Annotated in this window: 10 protein-coding genes and 1 pseudogene; 8 read left to right on the top strand and 3 right to left on the bottom strand. The window is 45.9% G+C overall.

Features of this window, described 5'->3' with window-relative positions:
* Positions 1-221: 221 nt before the first annotated feature.
* From QUB16_RS24270 to QUB16_RS24260, 3 genes are all read left to right on the top strand, one after another.
* Positions 222-3,602, top strand: coding sequence for an Eco57I restriction-modification methylase domain-containing protein (locus QUB16_RS24270; protein ID WP_333320075.1), 3,381 nt, complete (start codon positions 222-224; stop codon positions 3,600-3,602).
* 344 nt (positions 3,603-3,946) lie between these two features.
* Positions 3,947-4,180 (top strand): hypothetical protein, encoded by a 234-nt coding sequence (locus QUB16_RS24265; RefSeq protein WP_333320073.1) that lies wholly within the window; start codon positions 3,947-3,949, stop codon positions 4,178-4,180.
* A gap of 13 nt (positions 4,181-4,193) precedes the next feature.
* Positions 4,194-4,487: a type II toxin-antitoxin system VapB family antitoxin gene (locus tag QUB16_RS24260; protein ID WP_333320071.1), complete on the top strand. Its 294-nt coding sequence runs from the start codon at positions 4,194-4,196 to the stop codon at positions 4,485-4,487.
* A gap of 94 nt (positions 4,488-4,581) precedes the next feature.
* Here the strand turns inward: QUB16_RS24260 and QUB16_RS24255 are convergent, their stop codons facing one another.
* Both QUB16_RS24255 and QUB16_RS24250 read right to left on the bottom strand, forming a co-directional pair.
* Positions 4,582-4,899, bottom strand: a complete 318-nt coding sequence (locus QUB16_RS24255) for a hypothetical protein (protein WP_333108075.1) — start codon at positions 4,897-4,899, stop codon at positions 4,582-4,584.
* A gap of 6 nt (positions 4,900-4,905) precedes the next feature.
* The gene (locus tag QUB16_RS24250; RefSeq protein WP_333320069.1) at positions 4,906-5,193 is read right to left on the bottom strand and encodes a type II toxin-antitoxin system RelE/ParE family toxin; all 288 of its coding nucleotides are present in this window, start codon (positions 5,191-5,193) and stop codon (positions 4,906-4,908) included.
* A gap of 195 nt (positions 5,194-5,388) precedes the next feature.
* Here QUB16_RS24250 and QUB16_RS24245 point away from each other — a divergent pair, with 195 nt between their 5' ends.
* The 3 genes from QUB16_RS24245 to QUB16_RS24235 are packed head-to-tail and all read left to right on the top strand — an operon-like array spanning position 5,389 to position 6,236.
* Positions 5,389-5,613 carry a helix-turn-helix domain-containing protein gene (locus tag QUB16_RS24245; RefSeq protein ID WP_333181601.1) on the top strand — a complete coding sequence of 75 codons (225 nt, stop codon included), beginning with the start codon at positions 5,389-5,391 and terminating at the stop codon, positions 5,611-5,613.
* Entirely contained in the window at positions 5,610-5,813 is a 204-nt protein-coding gene (locus QUB16_RS24240; protein WP_333320068.1) for a hypothetical protein, read from the top strand. The genes QUB16_RS24245 and QUB16_RS24240 overlap by 4 nt, the downstream gene beginning before the upstream one ends.
* Before the next feature lie 3 nt (positions 5,814-5,816).
* Entirely contained in the window at positions 5,817-6,236 is a 420-nt protein-coding gene (locus tag QUB16_RS24235; protein WP_333320066.1) for a hypothetical protein, read from the top strand.
* A 66-nt stretch (positions 6,237-6,302) separates the two neighbouring features.
* Here QUB16_RS24235 and QUB16_RS24230 read toward each other — a convergent pair whose 3' ends face one another.
* Positions 6,303-11,030 carry a glutamate synthase-related protein gene (locus tag QUB16_RS24230; protein WP_333320064.1) on the bottom strand — a complete coding sequence of 1,576 codons (4,728 nt, stop codon included), beginning with the start codon at positions 11,028-11,030 and terminating at the stop codon, positions 6,303-6,305.
* A gap of 1,374 nt (positions 11,031-12,404) precedes the next feature.
* Between QUB16_RS24230 and QUB16_RS24225 the strand changes: the two genes are divergently transcribed.
* Both QUB16_RS24225 and QUB16_RS24220 read left to right on the top strand, forming a co-directional pair.
* Positions 12,405-17,888, top strand: a complete 5,484-nt coding sequence (locus QUB16_RS24225; protein ID WP_333320062.1) for an AAA family ATPase — start codon at positions 12,405-12,407, stop codon at positions 17,886-17,888.
* 135 nt (positions 17,889-18,023) lie between these two features.
* Positions 18,024-18,295: pseudogene (locus QUB16_RS24220) on the top strand (hypothetical protein); the annotation flags it as partial.

Here is an 18,295-nt window from a genome sequence, read left to right as displayed (position 1 = left end):
ATGAGAGCAAGCTCAGCTTTAGAGGTGGCGTTTTTGACTCTTGAGCGAGCGATTCCCTAGGGGATAGCTGCGCTTTACACGCTTTTTTGAGGGGGTAGGGTGCGTTAGCGAAGCCCTCGAAGAGGATCGACCTTTGAGTATAACTGATTTGATAGCAAAAAATCTGAGCCGCTGTTGCACTTGGATGCTGTAAAATTAACTTTATTAACCTGCTTGAAAAGATGACAAATCGCTCTACTCGCGCCCTTTTTCACAGCAAAACACTCAACACTGCTTTGCGTGCTTTTAGCTTTCCGCAAGATATGGAAGTGCGCCGGCAAAAATTGGGAACGTGGATTGCTGCACTTAAAACGGGTACGTTAGACGAAGTTAAAGAAGTTTCGCTGCACGGCAGTTTTATTAATGATATTTTTCAGGATATTTTGGGATATTGCTCGGTAATTCAAGGTGCGGGGAAAGCTTGGGAAATTAACGCGGAACAAACGATATCTGATGGCGGCGGTTCTGCTGATGGGGCGATCGGCTTTTTTACTACTGCTGGCAATCCTAAAGGCAAAACCGTGTCCCTGCAAGGTAAAGTGATTGCTCCGATCGAACTCAAGGGAGCGAAAAATGATTTAGACCGTCCGGCATCACATCAGCATCCTGCGCGAACCGAATCAGCAGTTGACCAAGGTTGGCGCTACGCTAATTATACACCCGATTGTCGCTGGATTATTGTCTCGAATTATCGAGAGTTGCGACTTTATCATACCAATAAAACTCCCGCTTATTACGAACAATTTTTTCTGACTGACTTGGCGGATATTGAAGCTTTTAAGCGGTTTTACTTTCTGCTGTGTCGCCGCAATTTTTTGCCTCAAAACCAAGCTCAAACAGGTTCTGTTATTGACAGACTGTTAAAAGACTCTGACGAAGCTCAAGAGGAAATTACCAATAAATTATATCAAGAGTACAAAGCAATTCGACTTGCTCTCGTCAAACATTTTCGCTTTACTGGGCCGCAGGATATCCCCAACCGCGATCGCGTACTCATCGAAAAAGCTCAAAAAACTTTAGACCGCGTTTTATTCATTGCTTTTTGTGAAGATAAAGGGTTGCTGCCGCGAAACACCCTCAGCAACGCTCACGACCACCAAGACCAATACAATCCTAGATTAATTTGGGAAAATTATCAATCTGTATTTCGCTGGGTTGATGTGGGAAATGATGACCCTCCTGTACCGGGATACAACGGCGGTTTATTTAAATTCGATCCGGTTTTAGACGCACAATTGACTGTGCCAAATCCCTTATGCAGTCAGCTTAATAAGCTGACTAGATTTGATTTTGACACCGAAGTTTCCGTCGATATTTTGGGGCATATTTTTGAGCAGTCTGTTACAGATTTGGAAGAATTAAATGCTGAAACTACCGGACAGGAATACAATCAGAAAAAAGGCAAGCGGAAAACTCAAGGTGTGTTTTACACGCCAGCTTTTATTACTCAGTATATTGTCGAGGTTTCTCTCGGCGGCTATTTGCATCGGCGAGAGCAAGAATTGCGCGATTTCTTCCTAATGGGCGACGTTGCTGAAGAGTCGGTTCAGCCGCCCAATAAAACTGCAATTAAGTTTTGGAAAGCGTATCGAGACGAAGTGCTGCAAAAAACGCGCGTCATCGATCCGGCGTGCGGTTCGGGAGCTTTTTTGATTGCGGCTTTTGATTATTTGATGCAGCAGTACGAAAGAGTCGATCGCGAATTGAATGCTTTGGGATGTAAGCCAAAAGACGGCAACTCGCTGGAATTTGACAGAAGCATTTTAAGCAACAACCTGTACGGCGTAGATTTGCTGCCGGAATCGGCGGAAATTACCAAACTTTCCCTGTGGTTGAAGACGGCCCAAGCGGGTAAAACGCTGACTTATTTGGATGATAATATTAAAGCGGGAAACTCGATCGTCGCTGACAGTAATGTAGCAGATACAGCGTTTGATTGGCAAGCTGAATTTCCCCAGATTTTTGCTGATGGCGGTTTTGATGTTGTCCTTGGCAATCCGCCTTACGTGCGACAGGAGTTGCTGTCTCCAATTAAACCATACTTGCAAGCGAATTATGAATCCTATAATGGCGTAGCAGACCTTTATACTTACTTTTATGAACTCGGATTAAACATTCTCAAACCGGGGGGAGTGCTTTCGTATATTGTCACAAATAAATGGCTGAGGTCGGGATACGGCGAACCTCTACGCAAGTTTTTTGCCAGTCAAGGTTTACTAGAGCAAATTATTGATTTCGGACACGCGCCAATTTTTGAGGATGCTGATACTTTTCCCTGTATTGTCGCAGTTAGAAAACCTAACGCTTCTCTATGTATCTGTGAAACTGAAAGCGAGATTGACCAAGGTAAATCTGAACCTAATTCGCCTGTGATTGTTTGTCCGGTTCCCCGCGAGGAACTTGCTAATATCAACCTTACACAATACGTTCACCAACACGGTTATCAAATTTCGCGATCTCGCTTCACTGCGACTGCTTGGAGTCTGGAACCTCCTGCTGTTGATGAGTTGATGCAGAAAATTCAACGAGTGGCTGTTCCCCTAAAAGATTTTGCAGGGGTTAAGCCTTATCGAGGTATTTTAACAGGATTGAATGAGGCTTTTTTAATTGATGAAGCTACTAAAAAAAGTCTAGTTCAAGCAGACCCTAAATCGGCTGAAATCATCAAGCCATTATTGCGAGGTCAGAACATTAAACGCTGGAGTCCAGAGTGGGAAAATCTTTGGATTATTTTGCTGAAATCTAGCAGCGATAGTGTATGGCCGTGGAGTACCGCAAACGATAAAGCAGAGGAAGTATTTGCACAAACATTTCCATCGGTATATAAGTATATGAAGCCGATGCAAGAAAAACTGTCTAAGCGTTCCGACCAAGGACGTTACTGGTGGGAACTGCGATCGTGTGCCTACTATAACGTTTTTCAAGAACCAAAAATTATCACTCAAGATTTGGCTACTTATTCTTGGTTTTGCTTCGTCGATCAAGAGGTATACCCAGTGAATACTTGCTATCTATGGCCAACAGGAAATTTTTATATGCTGGGGTGGCTGTGTTCGCCAATAACTTGGTGGATTTGTCACCACACTTTGCAAAAAGGAATCAATGACACACTGCGAATGTTTAGAGAACAGGTAGAAACTTTACCCATCCCACCACAAACTGACTCAATTCGTGCCGAAGTCGAATTAATTGTCAGCCGTTTAATTGAAATCGCCAAAACTAATCAAGAAACTCATCGAGATGTCTTGCAATGGCTGGAAATCACTTATTTAATTGATAAACTCGGACAAAAACTCGAAGATTTTTCTACCCTTTCCTTTGCAGAATTCGTAGCAGAAATCCGAAAGCGAATGCCGAAAACTAAATCCTCCGATCCTCTCGGTGTTGCTGGACTAAAAGCAGTCCGCGAAACTTATAATGAATATGCACCGGCCATTCAATCTCGCAAAGCTGAGGCGTTGAGACTCGAACACCGGTTATCCGACTTAGTTAATCAAGCTTATGGATTGACACCGGAAGAAATAGATTTGATGTGGAAAACAGCACCTCCGCGAATGCCGTAGCTTGCGGGGCGGGACGCCATCGCCCGACCGATTTGATAGAATATTAGAGCAGTATCACTGAGAATGAGTTTCCTTAGAAAAGGCGCTCTAATTTTGTGGACACTTCATCATCGTTACGCTTCCATTAATCATAATATCCCGGCCGGGGCGGGTTTTTGAGATTATCAATTATTGGCTGGTATTGTTGGTGAACCCGCCCCTACGAACGTAATGACAGAAACACGTTGTTTTTGCGTCCAGGACTATATCAGATTAAAAAATGTGTTTTTTGGGGAAGATTTGTTAGACTGGGATTGTGAGCTAGCGAGTCGATAGACCATACTTTGTACGCGAGGTGAATCATTATGCTCCAAGCATTTGAAGGATTTTACAGAAATGGAGTCATCGAACTTTTAGAAGTTCCTGAAAACATTTATGAAAGCCGCGTGGTGATTACTTTTTTGGCCGCGCCATCCATTCCTAGATCGCCTACATTTATCCAGTTTGGAATGTTTGCTGGTACTCAACAATCCACCGCAGACGATTTCGAGATTGCCGAGTTTCAAGGGGATACTGACGATGAATTAGATTGGTCATAGCTGCCGATGAAATATGTCATTTAAAAGAGGAAAGCCAATGGTGACGAACCTAAATGTGGATACGGCACTGCTGCAAGAGGCGATCGAACTGGAGCGAGAAATTGCGATCGAAACCTTAGTTGAAATCGCCTTGCGCGAATACATTCAACGTCGCAAACAGCCACAGAATCTCGAACAGAGCTTTGGAGAATCTCTCACTGCATTTCGTGAAAAATATCAACTGCATGAACTGGGTTTAAATCCTGATGAAATTTGGGGAGATATTCGCGATCGAACTTTTGCAGGACGCGAGGTCATCTTTGAATGACGCTGCGTTATTTACTCTATACCAATATTATCTCCGAACCTGTTCGTCCTCTTCCGAATGCCAATGTGATGACTCAACTAATTGAGGCAAAATCCTATTTTGGATCGATCGCCAAATTATCGTTTGCCAACTCAGCCATCACTTGCTGTAAAGAAAGATTGGGCGGGCGATTGCTGGCAGATTTAGTCTTGTTAATTGCCATTTGTGCATCAATCTCTTCCAGAGACAATACAGGCAAATCGAAAGCATCTCGAAACCATTTAACCAGTTGCATTAACTCTTCAAAAGATGCACCAACAACCGCAACAGGCGCTTGGGCATAACTGATAATGGTATTGTCGCGTTCGTAAAATACCTCGCGAATTGAATAACGCTCTTGGCTATCTCGAAAAACTCGATAAGTCCACATCATAGTTTTTTAACTCTCCTCTCCGCGAAATAAAACACTATTATTAGGTTTTTCACCGACTCTGACAATACAAACTACTTGAATTGACTGCTCGACATTATAGAAAACCCTAAATACCCCAATCCTTAATTCCCATGCTGCAATATCGGGCGGTTCTCGTCGAAATCGGTTTCTAGTTTCTATCAATGGTTCATAAACTAATTGAGTTTGAATCGCTTCAAATATGATGTTCTGCTCAAATTTTTTGAAGTTCCGCAAATCTCTGAGGGCATCATGTGTAAACTCAATTTCGTACATTATAGCGCCATTCCTCAAATAGCCGATGCAACCGCTTTTCTGCTTTGCATTACATCTACTATACCTACCACTGGTAATACAATCAATAGTTATCCTCATACAAGTTGCATATCTATCGATCTCCTTTACATAACAGATACTAATAGTTAGACTACTGTAAGTAAGCTAAAGTATTAATTGAGTAGTTATTAATTAATGGTTGTGAAAATCAGGCTTAAAGATGTCAGGACATCAAGATCGATTTCCCAAAACGAGTTAGCTAGAATACTGGAGATGTCGCTGGCTAACATTCAAAAAATCGAGAGAAACAAGGCAAAATCTATTCCCTTGGACACTTTAGATCGGCTGTGTGAGGTTCTAAATTGCGAAGTCGGTGATTTGCTAGTTCGGGTTAGCGATCGAGAGTTAGAAGCATTGTGAGTGAAAACCAACAGCCAGAACAAGTCACCTCTAACCATTCCGTTACCGATCGCTGGCGATGTACAGCAATGGAAAAAAAATATGGTTGGAAGTTGTTACGGATTGAGCGCAACCAAAACAATCCTGTTCTCAAGTGGGATTGCGTTTTCAATGGCAAAACCGAATTCCCCGATTACCTGGAAGAAACCGAGGAGGATTAACTAATGGGTAGAAAATACATGATTTTTCGTGCCGAATGGACTGAAGATGAAGGGGCAGATAATAGGTTGTTAGCCCACACAGGGGCATACACTGATATCCTTGCAGAGTATTTTGACTCATCCAACGCACCTATCCCCGCACCGGGGTACAGATTGCTGGAGTTTCACAGCGCTGACGGTTCCGGCTCTAGCACCCACTACCGCACTGGAGACTGGGAAGTGGTGAGGGTGGAAGAGTACCCGACACCAATACCCACTAATGAGTTTGAGATGATTGTAGTTGGATACTGCAAGTATGTCCCTGTAGAAACTCCACTGATACCAATGCCAAAAGCTCAGGTTTCGATCGACTCTTTTGGAGATGAATCGGCTTATCAAGAATTCCTTCAGAGCGAGGCAGTTAAAGATTACACCCTAGTTTAACTTAAGTAGATTGAAAAAAAGAGGGGCAACTTGCGTCGCCCCTCATCTATTTAACCAGCTACAAAATTACACTTCCACAGCAATCTTTTGTTCCGAAGCCTCCGGCGAATTCGCTTCACTTGGCGGCACAACTTGCCAAAATTTCGGCAAATATTCCGACCAATTTGCTAAAATCTTCTCAGCTTTCTTGCTGCCAGTTCGATCGCACTGAGCCTCAATCAACTCCTTCAATTGCGCCTCCCCAGCCGCCGTACAAACCCGCTGCATCTTCACAATCTCCCCGTTGACGTGAGCCGGGAAACTGCCATCTTCATCGAGGAAATAAGCTAAGCCGCCAGTCATTCCAGCGCCGACGTTGCGGCCGACTTTTCCTAACACGACAATTACGCCGCCAGTCATGTACTCGCAGCAGTGATCGCCCGCACCTTCAATCACTGCTTTCGCCATCGAGTTACGCACCGCAAACCGTTCGCCAGCTTTACCCGCAGCCAACAGAGTTCCCCCCGTCGCACCATACAAACAAGTGTTACCGACGATCGCATTTTCGGAAGCATCATAAGTCGCACCAGCCGGCGGTGCGATCGCGATTTCGCCGCCGTGCATCCCTTTACCAACGTAGTCATTGGCTTGGCCTGACAGTACCAGCGTCATTCCCGGCAAATTGAACGCGCCGAAGCTTTGGCCCGCGCTACCAGTACAATTGAGGGTGATTTGACCGCTAAAGCCGGTGTTACCGTGTTGCTGTGCGATCGCACCACTGATTCTTGCGCCTACAGTGCGATCGGTATTCACCAATTTTACACTCTTGCTAACAGTGCCGTGATTGGCGATCGCACTTTGAATCTCCGCATCCGCCAGCAAATCATCATCTAACACTGGCCCGTTGGTGTGTACGTCGCCGTGTATCAAGAAAGATCGATCGCTCTTAGTATCAGGTAACTTGGTCAAACAATCCAAATTAATCGCTTGAGTTTTAGTTAGTTTCACCCCTTCGCGCATTTTCAGCAAATCCGCGCGGCCGATGATATCTGCGATCGACTTATAACCCAATTTCGCCAGTAAACTCCGCACTTCTTGTGCTACGAAATAGAAGAAATTAACAACGTGTTCCGGCGTACCAGGGAACCGTTTCCGCAAGTGTTCTTGTTGAGTTGTCACGCCCACCGGACAACTATTCATGTGGCAAACGCGAGCCATAATACAGCCTTCTGCAATCATTGCCACCGTGCCGAAACCGTACTCTTCGCCGCCCATTAAAGCGCCTACAATCACGTCCCAGCCGCTTTTAAAGCCACCGTCAACGCGGAGCAAAACTCGATCGCGCAATTTATTTTCCATCAGCACCCGGTGAACTTCGGTCAATCCGAGTTCCCACGGAGAACCTGCGTGCTTAATCGAACTCAGTGGCGAAGCACCGGTGCCGCCATCGTGGCCGGAAATTTGAATCACATCAGCATTTGCCTTGGCGACACCAGCGGCTACAGTCCCGATGCCGACTTCCGACACCAACTTCACCGAAACTCCAGCTTTCGGATTGATTTGGTGCAAGTCAAAAATCAACTGCGCCAAATCCTCGATCGAATAAATGTCGTGGTGAGGAGGAGGCGAAATCAGCGTGACACCCGGTTTCGATCGGCGCAAATAAGCAATGTACTCGCTCACTTTCGCCCCCGGCAATTGACCGCCTTCACCCGGTTTCGCACCTTGTGCGATTTTAATTTCGATTTGTTCGGCGTTCATCAGGTACTCAGGAGTCACCCCGAAGCGTCCCGAAGCTACTTGTTTGATAGATGAAGAAGCTGTATCCCCGTTCTGCAAACCTTTCAAGTGAGGTAGCGTTTGTGAGAAACCTGCCGCGCTCACATCGTTTAGCACTTTGTAGCGCACCGGGTCTTCGCCGCCTTCGCCGGAGTTCGATTTACCGCCGATGCGGTTCATCGCAATCGCGAGAGTTTCGTGGGCTTCCGGGGACAAAGCGCCGAGAGACATTCCGCCGGTGGCGAACCGTTTGACAATATCTGCTACAGATTCTACGTCTTCGATTGCAATGGGAGGCCGATCGCTCTGGAAATCCAGCAAATCCCGCAAAGCCGTTACCGGGCGATTTTCGAGCTGTTGCTTGTAAACCTCGTAGTGATCGTAAGCCGTTTCCGAATTTTTGAGACCCATGGGTCTCATTTTTGGTTCGGCCCCATTGCCGTTACCGTTAGTGTGAGCCTTAAAAGTAGTTACAGCCTTGTGCAAAGCCTTCGCCATTTCCGGGCTGTTCATGTGATATTCACCACCACGGCGGTACTGCACAAAGCCGTAATTTTCCAGCTTTTTGAGGTGCAATTCTGGGAAAGCCTGACTGTGGAAAGACATTACCTCGTTAGCCAGTTCCGCGACACTCAAACCGCCGATGCGGGAAACAGTGCCTTTGAAACCCAAATCTAGCAAATCACCGCCAATGCCGATCGCCTCAAAGATTTGGGCCCCCTGATAGCTAGCCAGCAGTGAAATCCCCATTTTCGACATAATCTTCAGCAAGCCGTTTTCCACCGCTGTGCGGTATCTAGCTTGAGCCTGTGCCACGGTAATATTGGGAACTTTGCCGTGCTGGATCAAGTTTTGAGTCTTGCTGTCAGACCACCAGGCGCGCACGCTTTCCAATGCCAGGTAAGGGCAAACAGCCACCGCCCCGTAACCGATCAAACAAGCGAAGTGGTGAGTGCTCCAACATTGGGCGGTATCCACAACCAGCGAAGTTTGCATCCGCAGGCCGACGCTAATTAAGTGGTGGTGAACCGCACCAACTGCCAGGAATGGCGGAATATAAGTGCATTCTGCACTCAATCCCACAGAAGATTCGCCTTCGGCCTTCGAGATTCGATCGCTCAAAATCAGAATTCTCGAACCCTCGCGCACCGAAGCAGCCGCCTGTTGACAAAGTTGCTCGACTGCGGTTTTCAAACCAAAAGGCCCGGCAGCAATTTTGTAAAGTGTTGACAATTCGGTTGCGGGGAAAGACTTTTGCTCTTTCAAGAAAGACAGTTCAGCGTCGTTGAGTACGGGGGAATCAATTTTCAGCCGCTTGGCATTTTCCGGCACTGCTTGCAGTAAATTGCCCCGCAGACCCACACTCATCGTCAGCGACATTACCATCCCCTCGCGCAGGGGGTCGATCGGCGGATTTGTCACTTGAGCGAACCGCTGTTTGAAATAGTTGTACAGCAACTGAGGCTTTTCTGACAACACAGCCAAGGGAACGTCGTCGCCCATGCAGAAAGTCGGTTCTTTCCCAGAACTCGCCATCTCGACGATTACCATGTCCAAATCTTCGGCTGTGTAGCCGAAAGCAGTTTGGGTTGCTAACAGCGTTTGCGAGTCGAGGGTTGTTGTTTCCGCAAAAGGCTGCGGCTGCAAGATTTCGCGGTTTTGTTGCAGCCATTCGCCGTAGGGGTGCCGCTTAGCAATTCGCTGCTTGAGTTGCCAATTTTTGAGAATTTCCTTGGTTTGCAGGTCAACTGCAATCATTTGTCCGGGCCCCAAACGGCCTTTTTCGACAATATCTGCTTCGGGAATATCGACAACTCCGGCTTCGGAGGCCACAATTACCAAACCGTCTTTAGTAATGCAGTAGCGGGCCGGCCGCAAACCGTTGCGATCGAGCGTAGCACCTACTTGTTTCCCGTCGCTGAACACCAGCAGGGCCGGGCCGTCCCAAGGTTCTTGAATGCCGCTGTAATACTCGTAAAAATCGACAATTTCTGGGTAGGGAGCCAAATCCGGCTGATTTTTGTAGGCTTCGGGTACCAGAATTGTCAGGGATTCTAGGGGGGTGCGGCCGGAGTGCACCAACAACTCCATTACGTTGTCCAAGTTTGCCGAATCGCTGCTTTCGGGATTGACAATTGGGTTAAACGTGTCGATATCAGCTTGAGTCCAATTCGGGTGAGCTAAATTCGCTTGCCGCGCCTTCATCCAGGTAATATTGCCCAACAGCGTGTTAATTTCCCCGTTGTGTCCCAGCAAGCGCATGGGCTGGGCTAAGTGCCAGCGGGGCATGGTGTTGGTGCTGAAGCGCCGGTGATAGACGGCAAAGGAGCTTTTATAAGCGGGATTTTTCAGGTCTTGGTAAAATTCTGCCAGTACGGCCGATCGCACCATGCCTTTATAGACGATCGTGCGGCAGGAGAAAGAGCAAGTATAAAAGTCTCGGCGGGTGAAGTTGGGACGATTTGACAGCGCGTGTCCGATCGTGCGGCGCGCCAGAAATAGGTGTCTGTCGAGTTCGTCTCCGGCTAAGTGCGGTGAACTGACAATTACTTGTTCGATTTGAGGTTGATTTTCTAGCGCTTGCTCGCCCAAAACCGACGGTACAATGGGAACTTTGCGCCATCCCAAAAGTTTCAGCCCGCGCGAGGTCAGAACTTGCTCAACCACCTGCCGCGCTATAGTCGCTTGAAATTTATCTTGAGACAGAAACAGCATTCCCACGCCGCAGTTTTCGCGTGCGGGAGGCACAATTCCCTGTTCAGCAAACCAAGCATCTAGCAATTCCCAAGGAATCGCGGTCATCAAACCCGCACCGTCGCCGGAATCAGAGTCGGCGCTGCAACCGCCGCGATGTTCCAGACAAGTTAAAGCTGGCAGCGCTTTTTGAATAATCGAGTGGGTGGCTTCACCGCTTTGGTTGGCAATAAAGCCCACACCGCAGGCATCTCTTTCTTCCACTAACCAGCTTTGGCCGGCATAGGGAGTTCCTCGCTCAGTCTGATGCACGTTTCTGTTTGGATCGATCGTGTTACCCATGTTGATTGAATGTTATTTCCGTGATTGTGTGGTTGATGCGTTTTTATAGCTCGGAGAGAGAAAGCTGCCGAGCGGTGGGAGCCTAGTAAACTTTAAAACAGCACATTGGAAGCTGATTTGATAAAAATTTACGTCGATGCGGCCTGTACTTAGCGCTGAAACCCTGTTTGCAGATTTTAAATTATCTCGCTCGCATCGCTTCGGAGATGTCTCCTAGAATACCCTGCTGTTAAAAAGCAGTGATTCTTTGGGAAATCGCCGCCATGCAACTAGATACATTGCAGGCGATCTAGTTTTTTCTGTGGGTTTTTCCTGAGTTCGGAAGGGTAGCCTTGCGGACTCAGGTAGATAGTAACTTTAGCGTTATTTTGCTTGCTGCGCTGCTGAGTTGCTTTCGTCAGCGCCCGCAGACACAAAAGCCACCTGCCCGCTCAGTCGGTAGGTGCAATGTAGCAGCGCGGTTCACAACTGGTGAAACCGGTCTTATTGTGAAGTCAACTCTCAAGCTGCGAACATCAAGTTTATCAAAAAATTGATAAAATTTCACCCATTACAGTCAAAGTTTGCGCGCAAGTCTTGTCAGCGATCGTCCAGAACCCAGGCTAAGATGCCTAGCCGAAAAAGGTTGACTGTTTTCCCTAAGCCTATTTTGTATTTTTTTTCCCACAAACGTTTTGGACCCTTTCAGGTCTACAGACGCGCTTGATTCTTGATTCGTTGAGGCGATTTGCTGATGCAGGATTTCTAACCGCAACCGTTTCTGAATTAAATACTTTTGCCAAGTATTCAATTCCGACACGGAACTAATACCAAGACGCCTCGTTAATTAACTTAGCTAGGCAAGGATTTTTTCACTACAACAGTTCTCAATCAAGTGAGGTATGCCCTAGGCTCTATGCCCACGGAGGCCTATGCCCGCTTATCAAGCGTACACCTCATGTTACTGAGGCTATATATTTTTCATCCTATTAATTAGCGTCTTAACTTCCTCTTCAATGAACGGCTGTCATTCAATCAGCGTTAGCCTCCTTCATTTTCTACTTGGTCTCAACTCCCTTATCAACATCTCTTACCTAAAATATTAAGTCTTGTTTTTAAAATGGCGTTTTCATAATTTGAGGTACAAAGTAGATTAAACTAAATATAGTTAATCAATAGCACGGCCGATAGAGCGAAAATAGTAGATATAGCAATTCTAAATCATTCATGTAAATTTGTAGGGGTAGTGCTACCCCTACTCCCCGTGCCTACCCCCTATCTATCGGGGGAACCGGGCGTGGGATTGCCCCTACAATAATTAGGCGAATGATTTAGGGTTGCTATAGTAACTCAAAAAAGCTTCAGGCTTGACAGAAGCAGTAGGAATAGGTAGGTATGGCTAGCATAACAAATATTTTGCGAGGATATCAGATTAACGAGCAAATATACGCAGGCAATCGAACTGTGGTTTATCGTGCCCGTCGGTCTTCCGATCGGCAGCCCGTAGTGATCAAACTGCTGCGAAATGACTTTCCCCGCTTCCACGAACTCGTTCACTTCCGCAATCAGTTTGTCATTACTAAAAACTTAGAACTCCCCGGCACTATCAAGGCATACAGCCTGGAGACTTACCATAACCAGTATGCTCTGGTGATGGAAGACTTTGGCGGAATTTCCTTATGTAGCTACCTCGCTAGTCTAGTGTTCGCCAGCAAGGAACCTCTGGAAGGGTGGCCCGTTAACGAGTTTCTTCCCATTGGCATTCAAATTGCCAACTCGCTTGACGGACTTTATCGCCACCACGTTATCCATAAAGACCTCAAACCCGCCAACATTCTAATTAACCCTGCCAGCAAACAAGTTAAGCTGATTGACTTCAGCATCGCTTCGCTGTTGCCGCGCCAAACCCAAGAAATTCAAAATCCCAACCTCCTTGAAGGCACTTTAGCTTACATATCTCCCGAACAAACTGGGCGAATGAACCGAGGCATTGATTACCGCACAGATTTCTACTCTCTGGGAGTTACATTCTACGAACTGCTGACGAGACAGTTGCCTTTCCAAAGCGACGATCCGATAGAGTTAGTACACTGTCACCTTGCCAAGCAGCCTATTCCAGTCCATCACCTCAACAAAAGCGTTCCCTTGGTGCTGTCTGAAATTGTTAGCAAACTGATGGCGAAGAATGCTGAAGATAGGTATCAAAGTGCTCTAGGACTCAAGTTTGATTTGGAAACTTGTTTGTACCAGTGGCAAAAAACTGGAGAAATCGCCTCTTTTAAACTAGGGCAGCGAGATTTGTGCGATCGCTTCATCATTCCCGAAAAATTATACGGTAGAGAGAACGAAGTATTCTCCCTACTGGCAGCCTTCGATCGCGTGAGTGCAGGAAGCGCGGAAATGATGCTGGTGGCTGGCTTTTCAGGTATTGGCAAAACCGCCGTCGTCAACGAAGTTCACAAACCGATTGTCGCAGCTAGAGGCTACTTCATCAAAGGCAAATTCGACCAATTTGGACGCACCCAACCATTCTCAGCTTTTGTACAAGGTTTTCGCGATTTAATGAAGCAATTGCTGAGCGAAACAGATGCTAAACTTGAACAGTGGAAGACTCAAATCCTGGCAGCATTGGGCGAGAATGCTCAGGTAATCGTTGAGGTAATTCCCGAACTAGAACGGATTATCGGAGAGCAACCAGCCGCACCAGAACTTTCGGGCAGTGCGGCCCAAAATCGCTTCAATCGCTTATTAGAGAACTTCATTCAACTCTTCACAACCAAAGAACATCCCCTCGTCATTTTCTTAGATGACTTGCAATGGGCAGACTCAGCCTCATTAAAGTTGATTCAACTTTTGACGAGCGATCGCGATCGGCGGTATCTCTTTTTAATTGGAGCGTATCGAGATAACGAAGTCAGTCCCGTACACCCTTTGGTGCTGACATTATCCGACATTCAACACACCGGAGCCACAGTCAACACCATTACCCTCGCGCCGCTCGATCGCTCGGAGTTGAATTGTCTGATTGCCGATACCTTAGCTTGTTCTAGAGCATTGGCTCTGCCTTTGACAGAACTCGTTTATCAGAAAACCCAAGGAAATCCCTTTTTTAGCACACAATTCCTCAAATCTTTGCATGAAGATGGGATAATTGAATTTAATTTTGAAGCTCGGTATTGGCAGTGCGATATCGCTAGAGTGCGAACCTTGGCACTAACGGATGATGTAGTAGAATTCATGGCACTTCAGTTGCGAAAGTTGCCAATCAGGACACAGGAAGTTTTAAAGTTAGCTGCTTGTATTGGCAATCAGTTCGATTTGGCGACCTTAGCAATTGTTGATGAAAATTCGCCAACAGAAACAGCAACAGCTTTGTGGAAAGCATTGCAAGAAGGGTTGATTTTACCAGTTAGCGATGTTTATAAATTTTATCAACAATGTAGTAAAGAATTAGGTAATCCCGCGACCCAGGAAGAGACCGCTGACTTATTAAGTAGCAATGAACAATTAGCGAAATACAAGTTTTTGCATGACCGCGTACAACAGGCTGCCTATTCTCTCATTCCCGAAGACCAAAAACGCTCGACCCACTTAAAGATAGGGCAATTGCTGTTTAAGGAAACATCGGAAGTCGAGCGGGAAGAAAGAATTTTTGAAATGGTCAACCATTTGAATATGGCGATTAAGCTGGTTAGCGATCGCGTGCAACGGGAAGAATTTGCCCACTTAAATCTAGTAGCTGGACGAAAAGCAAAAGCCGCAACAGCGTATGCGACAGCCCTTGAGTGCTTGAGTAACGGAATTGAATTATTAGCAACGGATTGTTGGGACAGCCAGTACCAACTCACCTTAAACCTATATGAGGAAGCAGTTGAAGCGGCATTCCTGATCGGTGAATTTGAACAAATGGATCGATGGGTGCAAATCGTGTTGCAGCAAGCCCGAACCTCTCTGGATACTGTGAAAGTTTATACAGTGCGAATTCAAAGTTACATCGCTCAGAATAATTTACCCTTAGCAGAACAGACGGCGCTGATTGTTCTCAAACAACTGGGCGTGGAATTTCCAGAGAATCCCAGCCCGGAAAAGGTTCAACAAACCCAGGATGAAACAAAACGCAAGTTCGCCCGCCACACGTTGGAAGAATTGATTAATCTTCCAGAGATGACCGACTCCTATTATCTGGCAGCCCTGCGAATTTTAGGCACGGTTGTATCGGCTTCTTATCAGTCTGCATCTAAATTATTCCCGCTGATTGTGTGCAAGCCAATAGAACTATCTCTAACCTATGGAAATGCCCCTACATCTGCTTTTAGTTATGCTTGGTATGGTTTAATTCATGCAGGAACAGGAGGGGATATTGATATCGGCTATCAATCAGGTGAGGTAGCTTTAGGTCTGCTAGATAATGTGAAAAGCAAAGAGCTAAAAACTAAAACCTACAATCTTGTTTATGGCTATGTCCGGCATTGGAAACGCTACCCCCAAGATTCTTTGCCATTTTTATTAGAAGCCCATCAAATTGCCCTAGAAGCAGGAGAATTAGAATATGCTGCCTATGGACTTTACAATTATACGGCGCTTTCTTTCTCTATGGGCAGAGACTTGGCGGAAATGGAGCGGGAGACAGAAACCTTCGATCGCGCTATTCATCAGATTCGTCAGGGAAACGCACTCAGTTTCGTGAAAATTTTTCGGCAGGCTGTTTTGAACTTGCGAGGCAAAACCGATAACCCCTGCCGTTTGGTTGGGGAAGCTTATGATGAAGACATCATGATACCGCAGCATCAAGCTAATAACGTGCAGTATGCGATTTGCAGCGTTTATCTCAACAAGTTGATTCTCGGTTATTTGTTTGAAAACTATCAACAAGCGCTGGAAAATGCCGTGCTAGCAGAGCAATATTCGGATGCTCTAACCGCAGGGCTTCAGTATTCGCTGATTTATTTCTATGGGTCTCTAACGTACTTAGCGGTGTATGCAGAGGCTGATGCGGAAAAACAAGCTGCACTCCTAGAAAAAGTAGCAGTAAATCAGGCAAAAAGCAAGCGATGGGCGGAGTATGCCCCTATGAATCACTTGCATAAGTTCTATTTGGTCGAGGCAGAGCGCTATCGCGTTTTAGGACAGCAAGTTGAGGCGATGGATTTTTACGATCGCGCGATCGCTCTGGCTAAAGAAAACAAATACCTCAATGAAGAAGCTTTGGCAAATGAGCTGGCTGCAAAATTTTATTTACAATGGGGTAAAGAAAAAATTGCTCAACTTTATCTAATTGATGCCTACTATGCCTACTCTCGTTGGGGAGCTAAAGCGAAGATTGACGACATAGAACAACGCTATTTTCAATTGCTTGCTCCTATTTTGCAACATAATCAAGTTCGTTTGTTCGAGGCAGTGACTACCTCCCATGACACCTCATCTTCTAGCAAAAACCAAACAATTACTGGAAGTACGAGTACCACAGTAATAGATTTACCAACTGTTATCAAAGCTTATCAAGCTTTGTCTAGCGAAATTAAGCTGGAACAATTGCTCACTACCCTGATGGAAGTAGCGATTCAGAATGCAGGCGCTCAAACAGGAGTATTGATTTTGAAAGAAGAGGAAAACTGGACAATCGCCGTCCACTGTAGCGATCGCCAAGGCTGTCTTCTGCAAGAAACTATTGGGATAGAGGAGAGCGAATCAATTCCCCAGACTGTCATTAATTACGTCAAACGCACGCAAAAAACTCTAGTTTTCGATGATGTCAAGACTGAATTAATATTTACTTCTGACCCCTATATCAAGCAGCACCAACCTAACAGCATCCTATGTACTCCGATTACCCATCAAGGCAAAATGATGGCAATTCTGTATTTGGAAAATAATCTGACGACGGGGGCATTCACTGGCGATCGCGTCGCTCTCCTCAACATCCTCTGTTCCCAAGCTGCCATCTCGCTGGAAAACGCCCGCTTATATCAGCAATCTCAACAGCTTTATCAAAAATCTCAGGATTATGCCCAAAAACTGGAGCAGTCTATCCAGGCTCTCAAACAGATGCAACTGCAATTGGTGCAGGGTGAAAAAATGTCGGCTTTGGGAAATTTAGTCGCTGGTGTAGCCCACGAAATTAACAATCCCGTAGGCTTTATCGCCGGCAACTTGCAACCGGCTATAGAATACGTGGGGGATTTATTCAATTTGATTGATTTGTATCAAGAAAAATTTCCCCATCCGGGAGGAGAAATTGAAGCCGAAATTGAAGATATGGACTTGGAGTATTTGCGAGAAGATTTGCCCAAATTGATTGGCTCGATGAAGGAAGGAGTCGATCGCATCCGCAATATCAGTACGAGTTTGAGAACGTTTTCCAGGGCAGATAGCGATCGACCAGTTTCTTTCAATATTCACGATGGACTCGAAAGCACTCTACTGATTCTCAAGCACCGTTTAAAAGCCAGCGAGTCCCGCCCTGCCATTGAAGTTGTGAAAGAGTATGGTAAATTGCCTCTCGTAAAATGCTTTCCCGGACAGTTAAACCAGGTATTTATGAACGTACTCGCCAATGCGATTGACGCTCTGGAGGAGTCAAATAAGGGGCGAAGTTTTAGTGAAATTAAAGCCCTACCTAATCAAATCACGGTTCAAACTGCTCTGAGCGAAGACAACAATCAGGTTTTGATTCGCATTAAGGATAATGGAGTAGGGATGTCGGCCGAAGTCAAGGAAAACATCTTTAACCACTTATTTACAACCAAGCCTGTGGGTCAAGGCACTGGATTAGGATTGTCGATCGCCCATCAAATTGTTGTGGAAAAACATGGAGGTACGTTACTCGTGAATTCTTTTTTGGGGCAGGGTTCGGAGTTTGTGATTGGTATTCCGGGGTGAGCAGTTTGTAGTAGGGATCTAGCGTAATTATTGCGATCGTCGCCAAAAATATCGGATTTAGTAAGAACAAACATACGGATTTTCCGGGTTTCTAAATCCCCATGCGTTTAGAAGTGAAATTGTGAGTTGTAATCTGTGAAACGTAATTTTTTCTATTGGCGTCTAATATTGTCAGTCTCGATTTTACCCGTACTTGCGATCGTCCCGTCTTTAGTGTGGAATCAACCCGGAAGAGCACAAGAGGGGGAGAGGGCTGGGTTGATTGATGGTTCCAGAGCCCGCCAGGGAATTCATTCCCTGGCTGATAGCGAAAGTCGTTTGAAACTCACCTCTTGCACCATTCTCAAGAACGGGCAAGATGCCCGTTCCACAAAGAGTGAATTTTCTTGTGGAACAGGCATCTTGCC

This window comes from Microcoleus sp. D3_18a_C4 (assembly GCF_036702415.1).
In the GTDB taxonomy this organism is placed as follows: domain Bacteria; phylum Cyanobacteriota; class Cyanobacteriia; order Cyanobacteriales; family Microcoleaceae; genus Microcoleus.
This window is presented reverse-complemented; position numbering and strand designations above follow the sequence as displayed.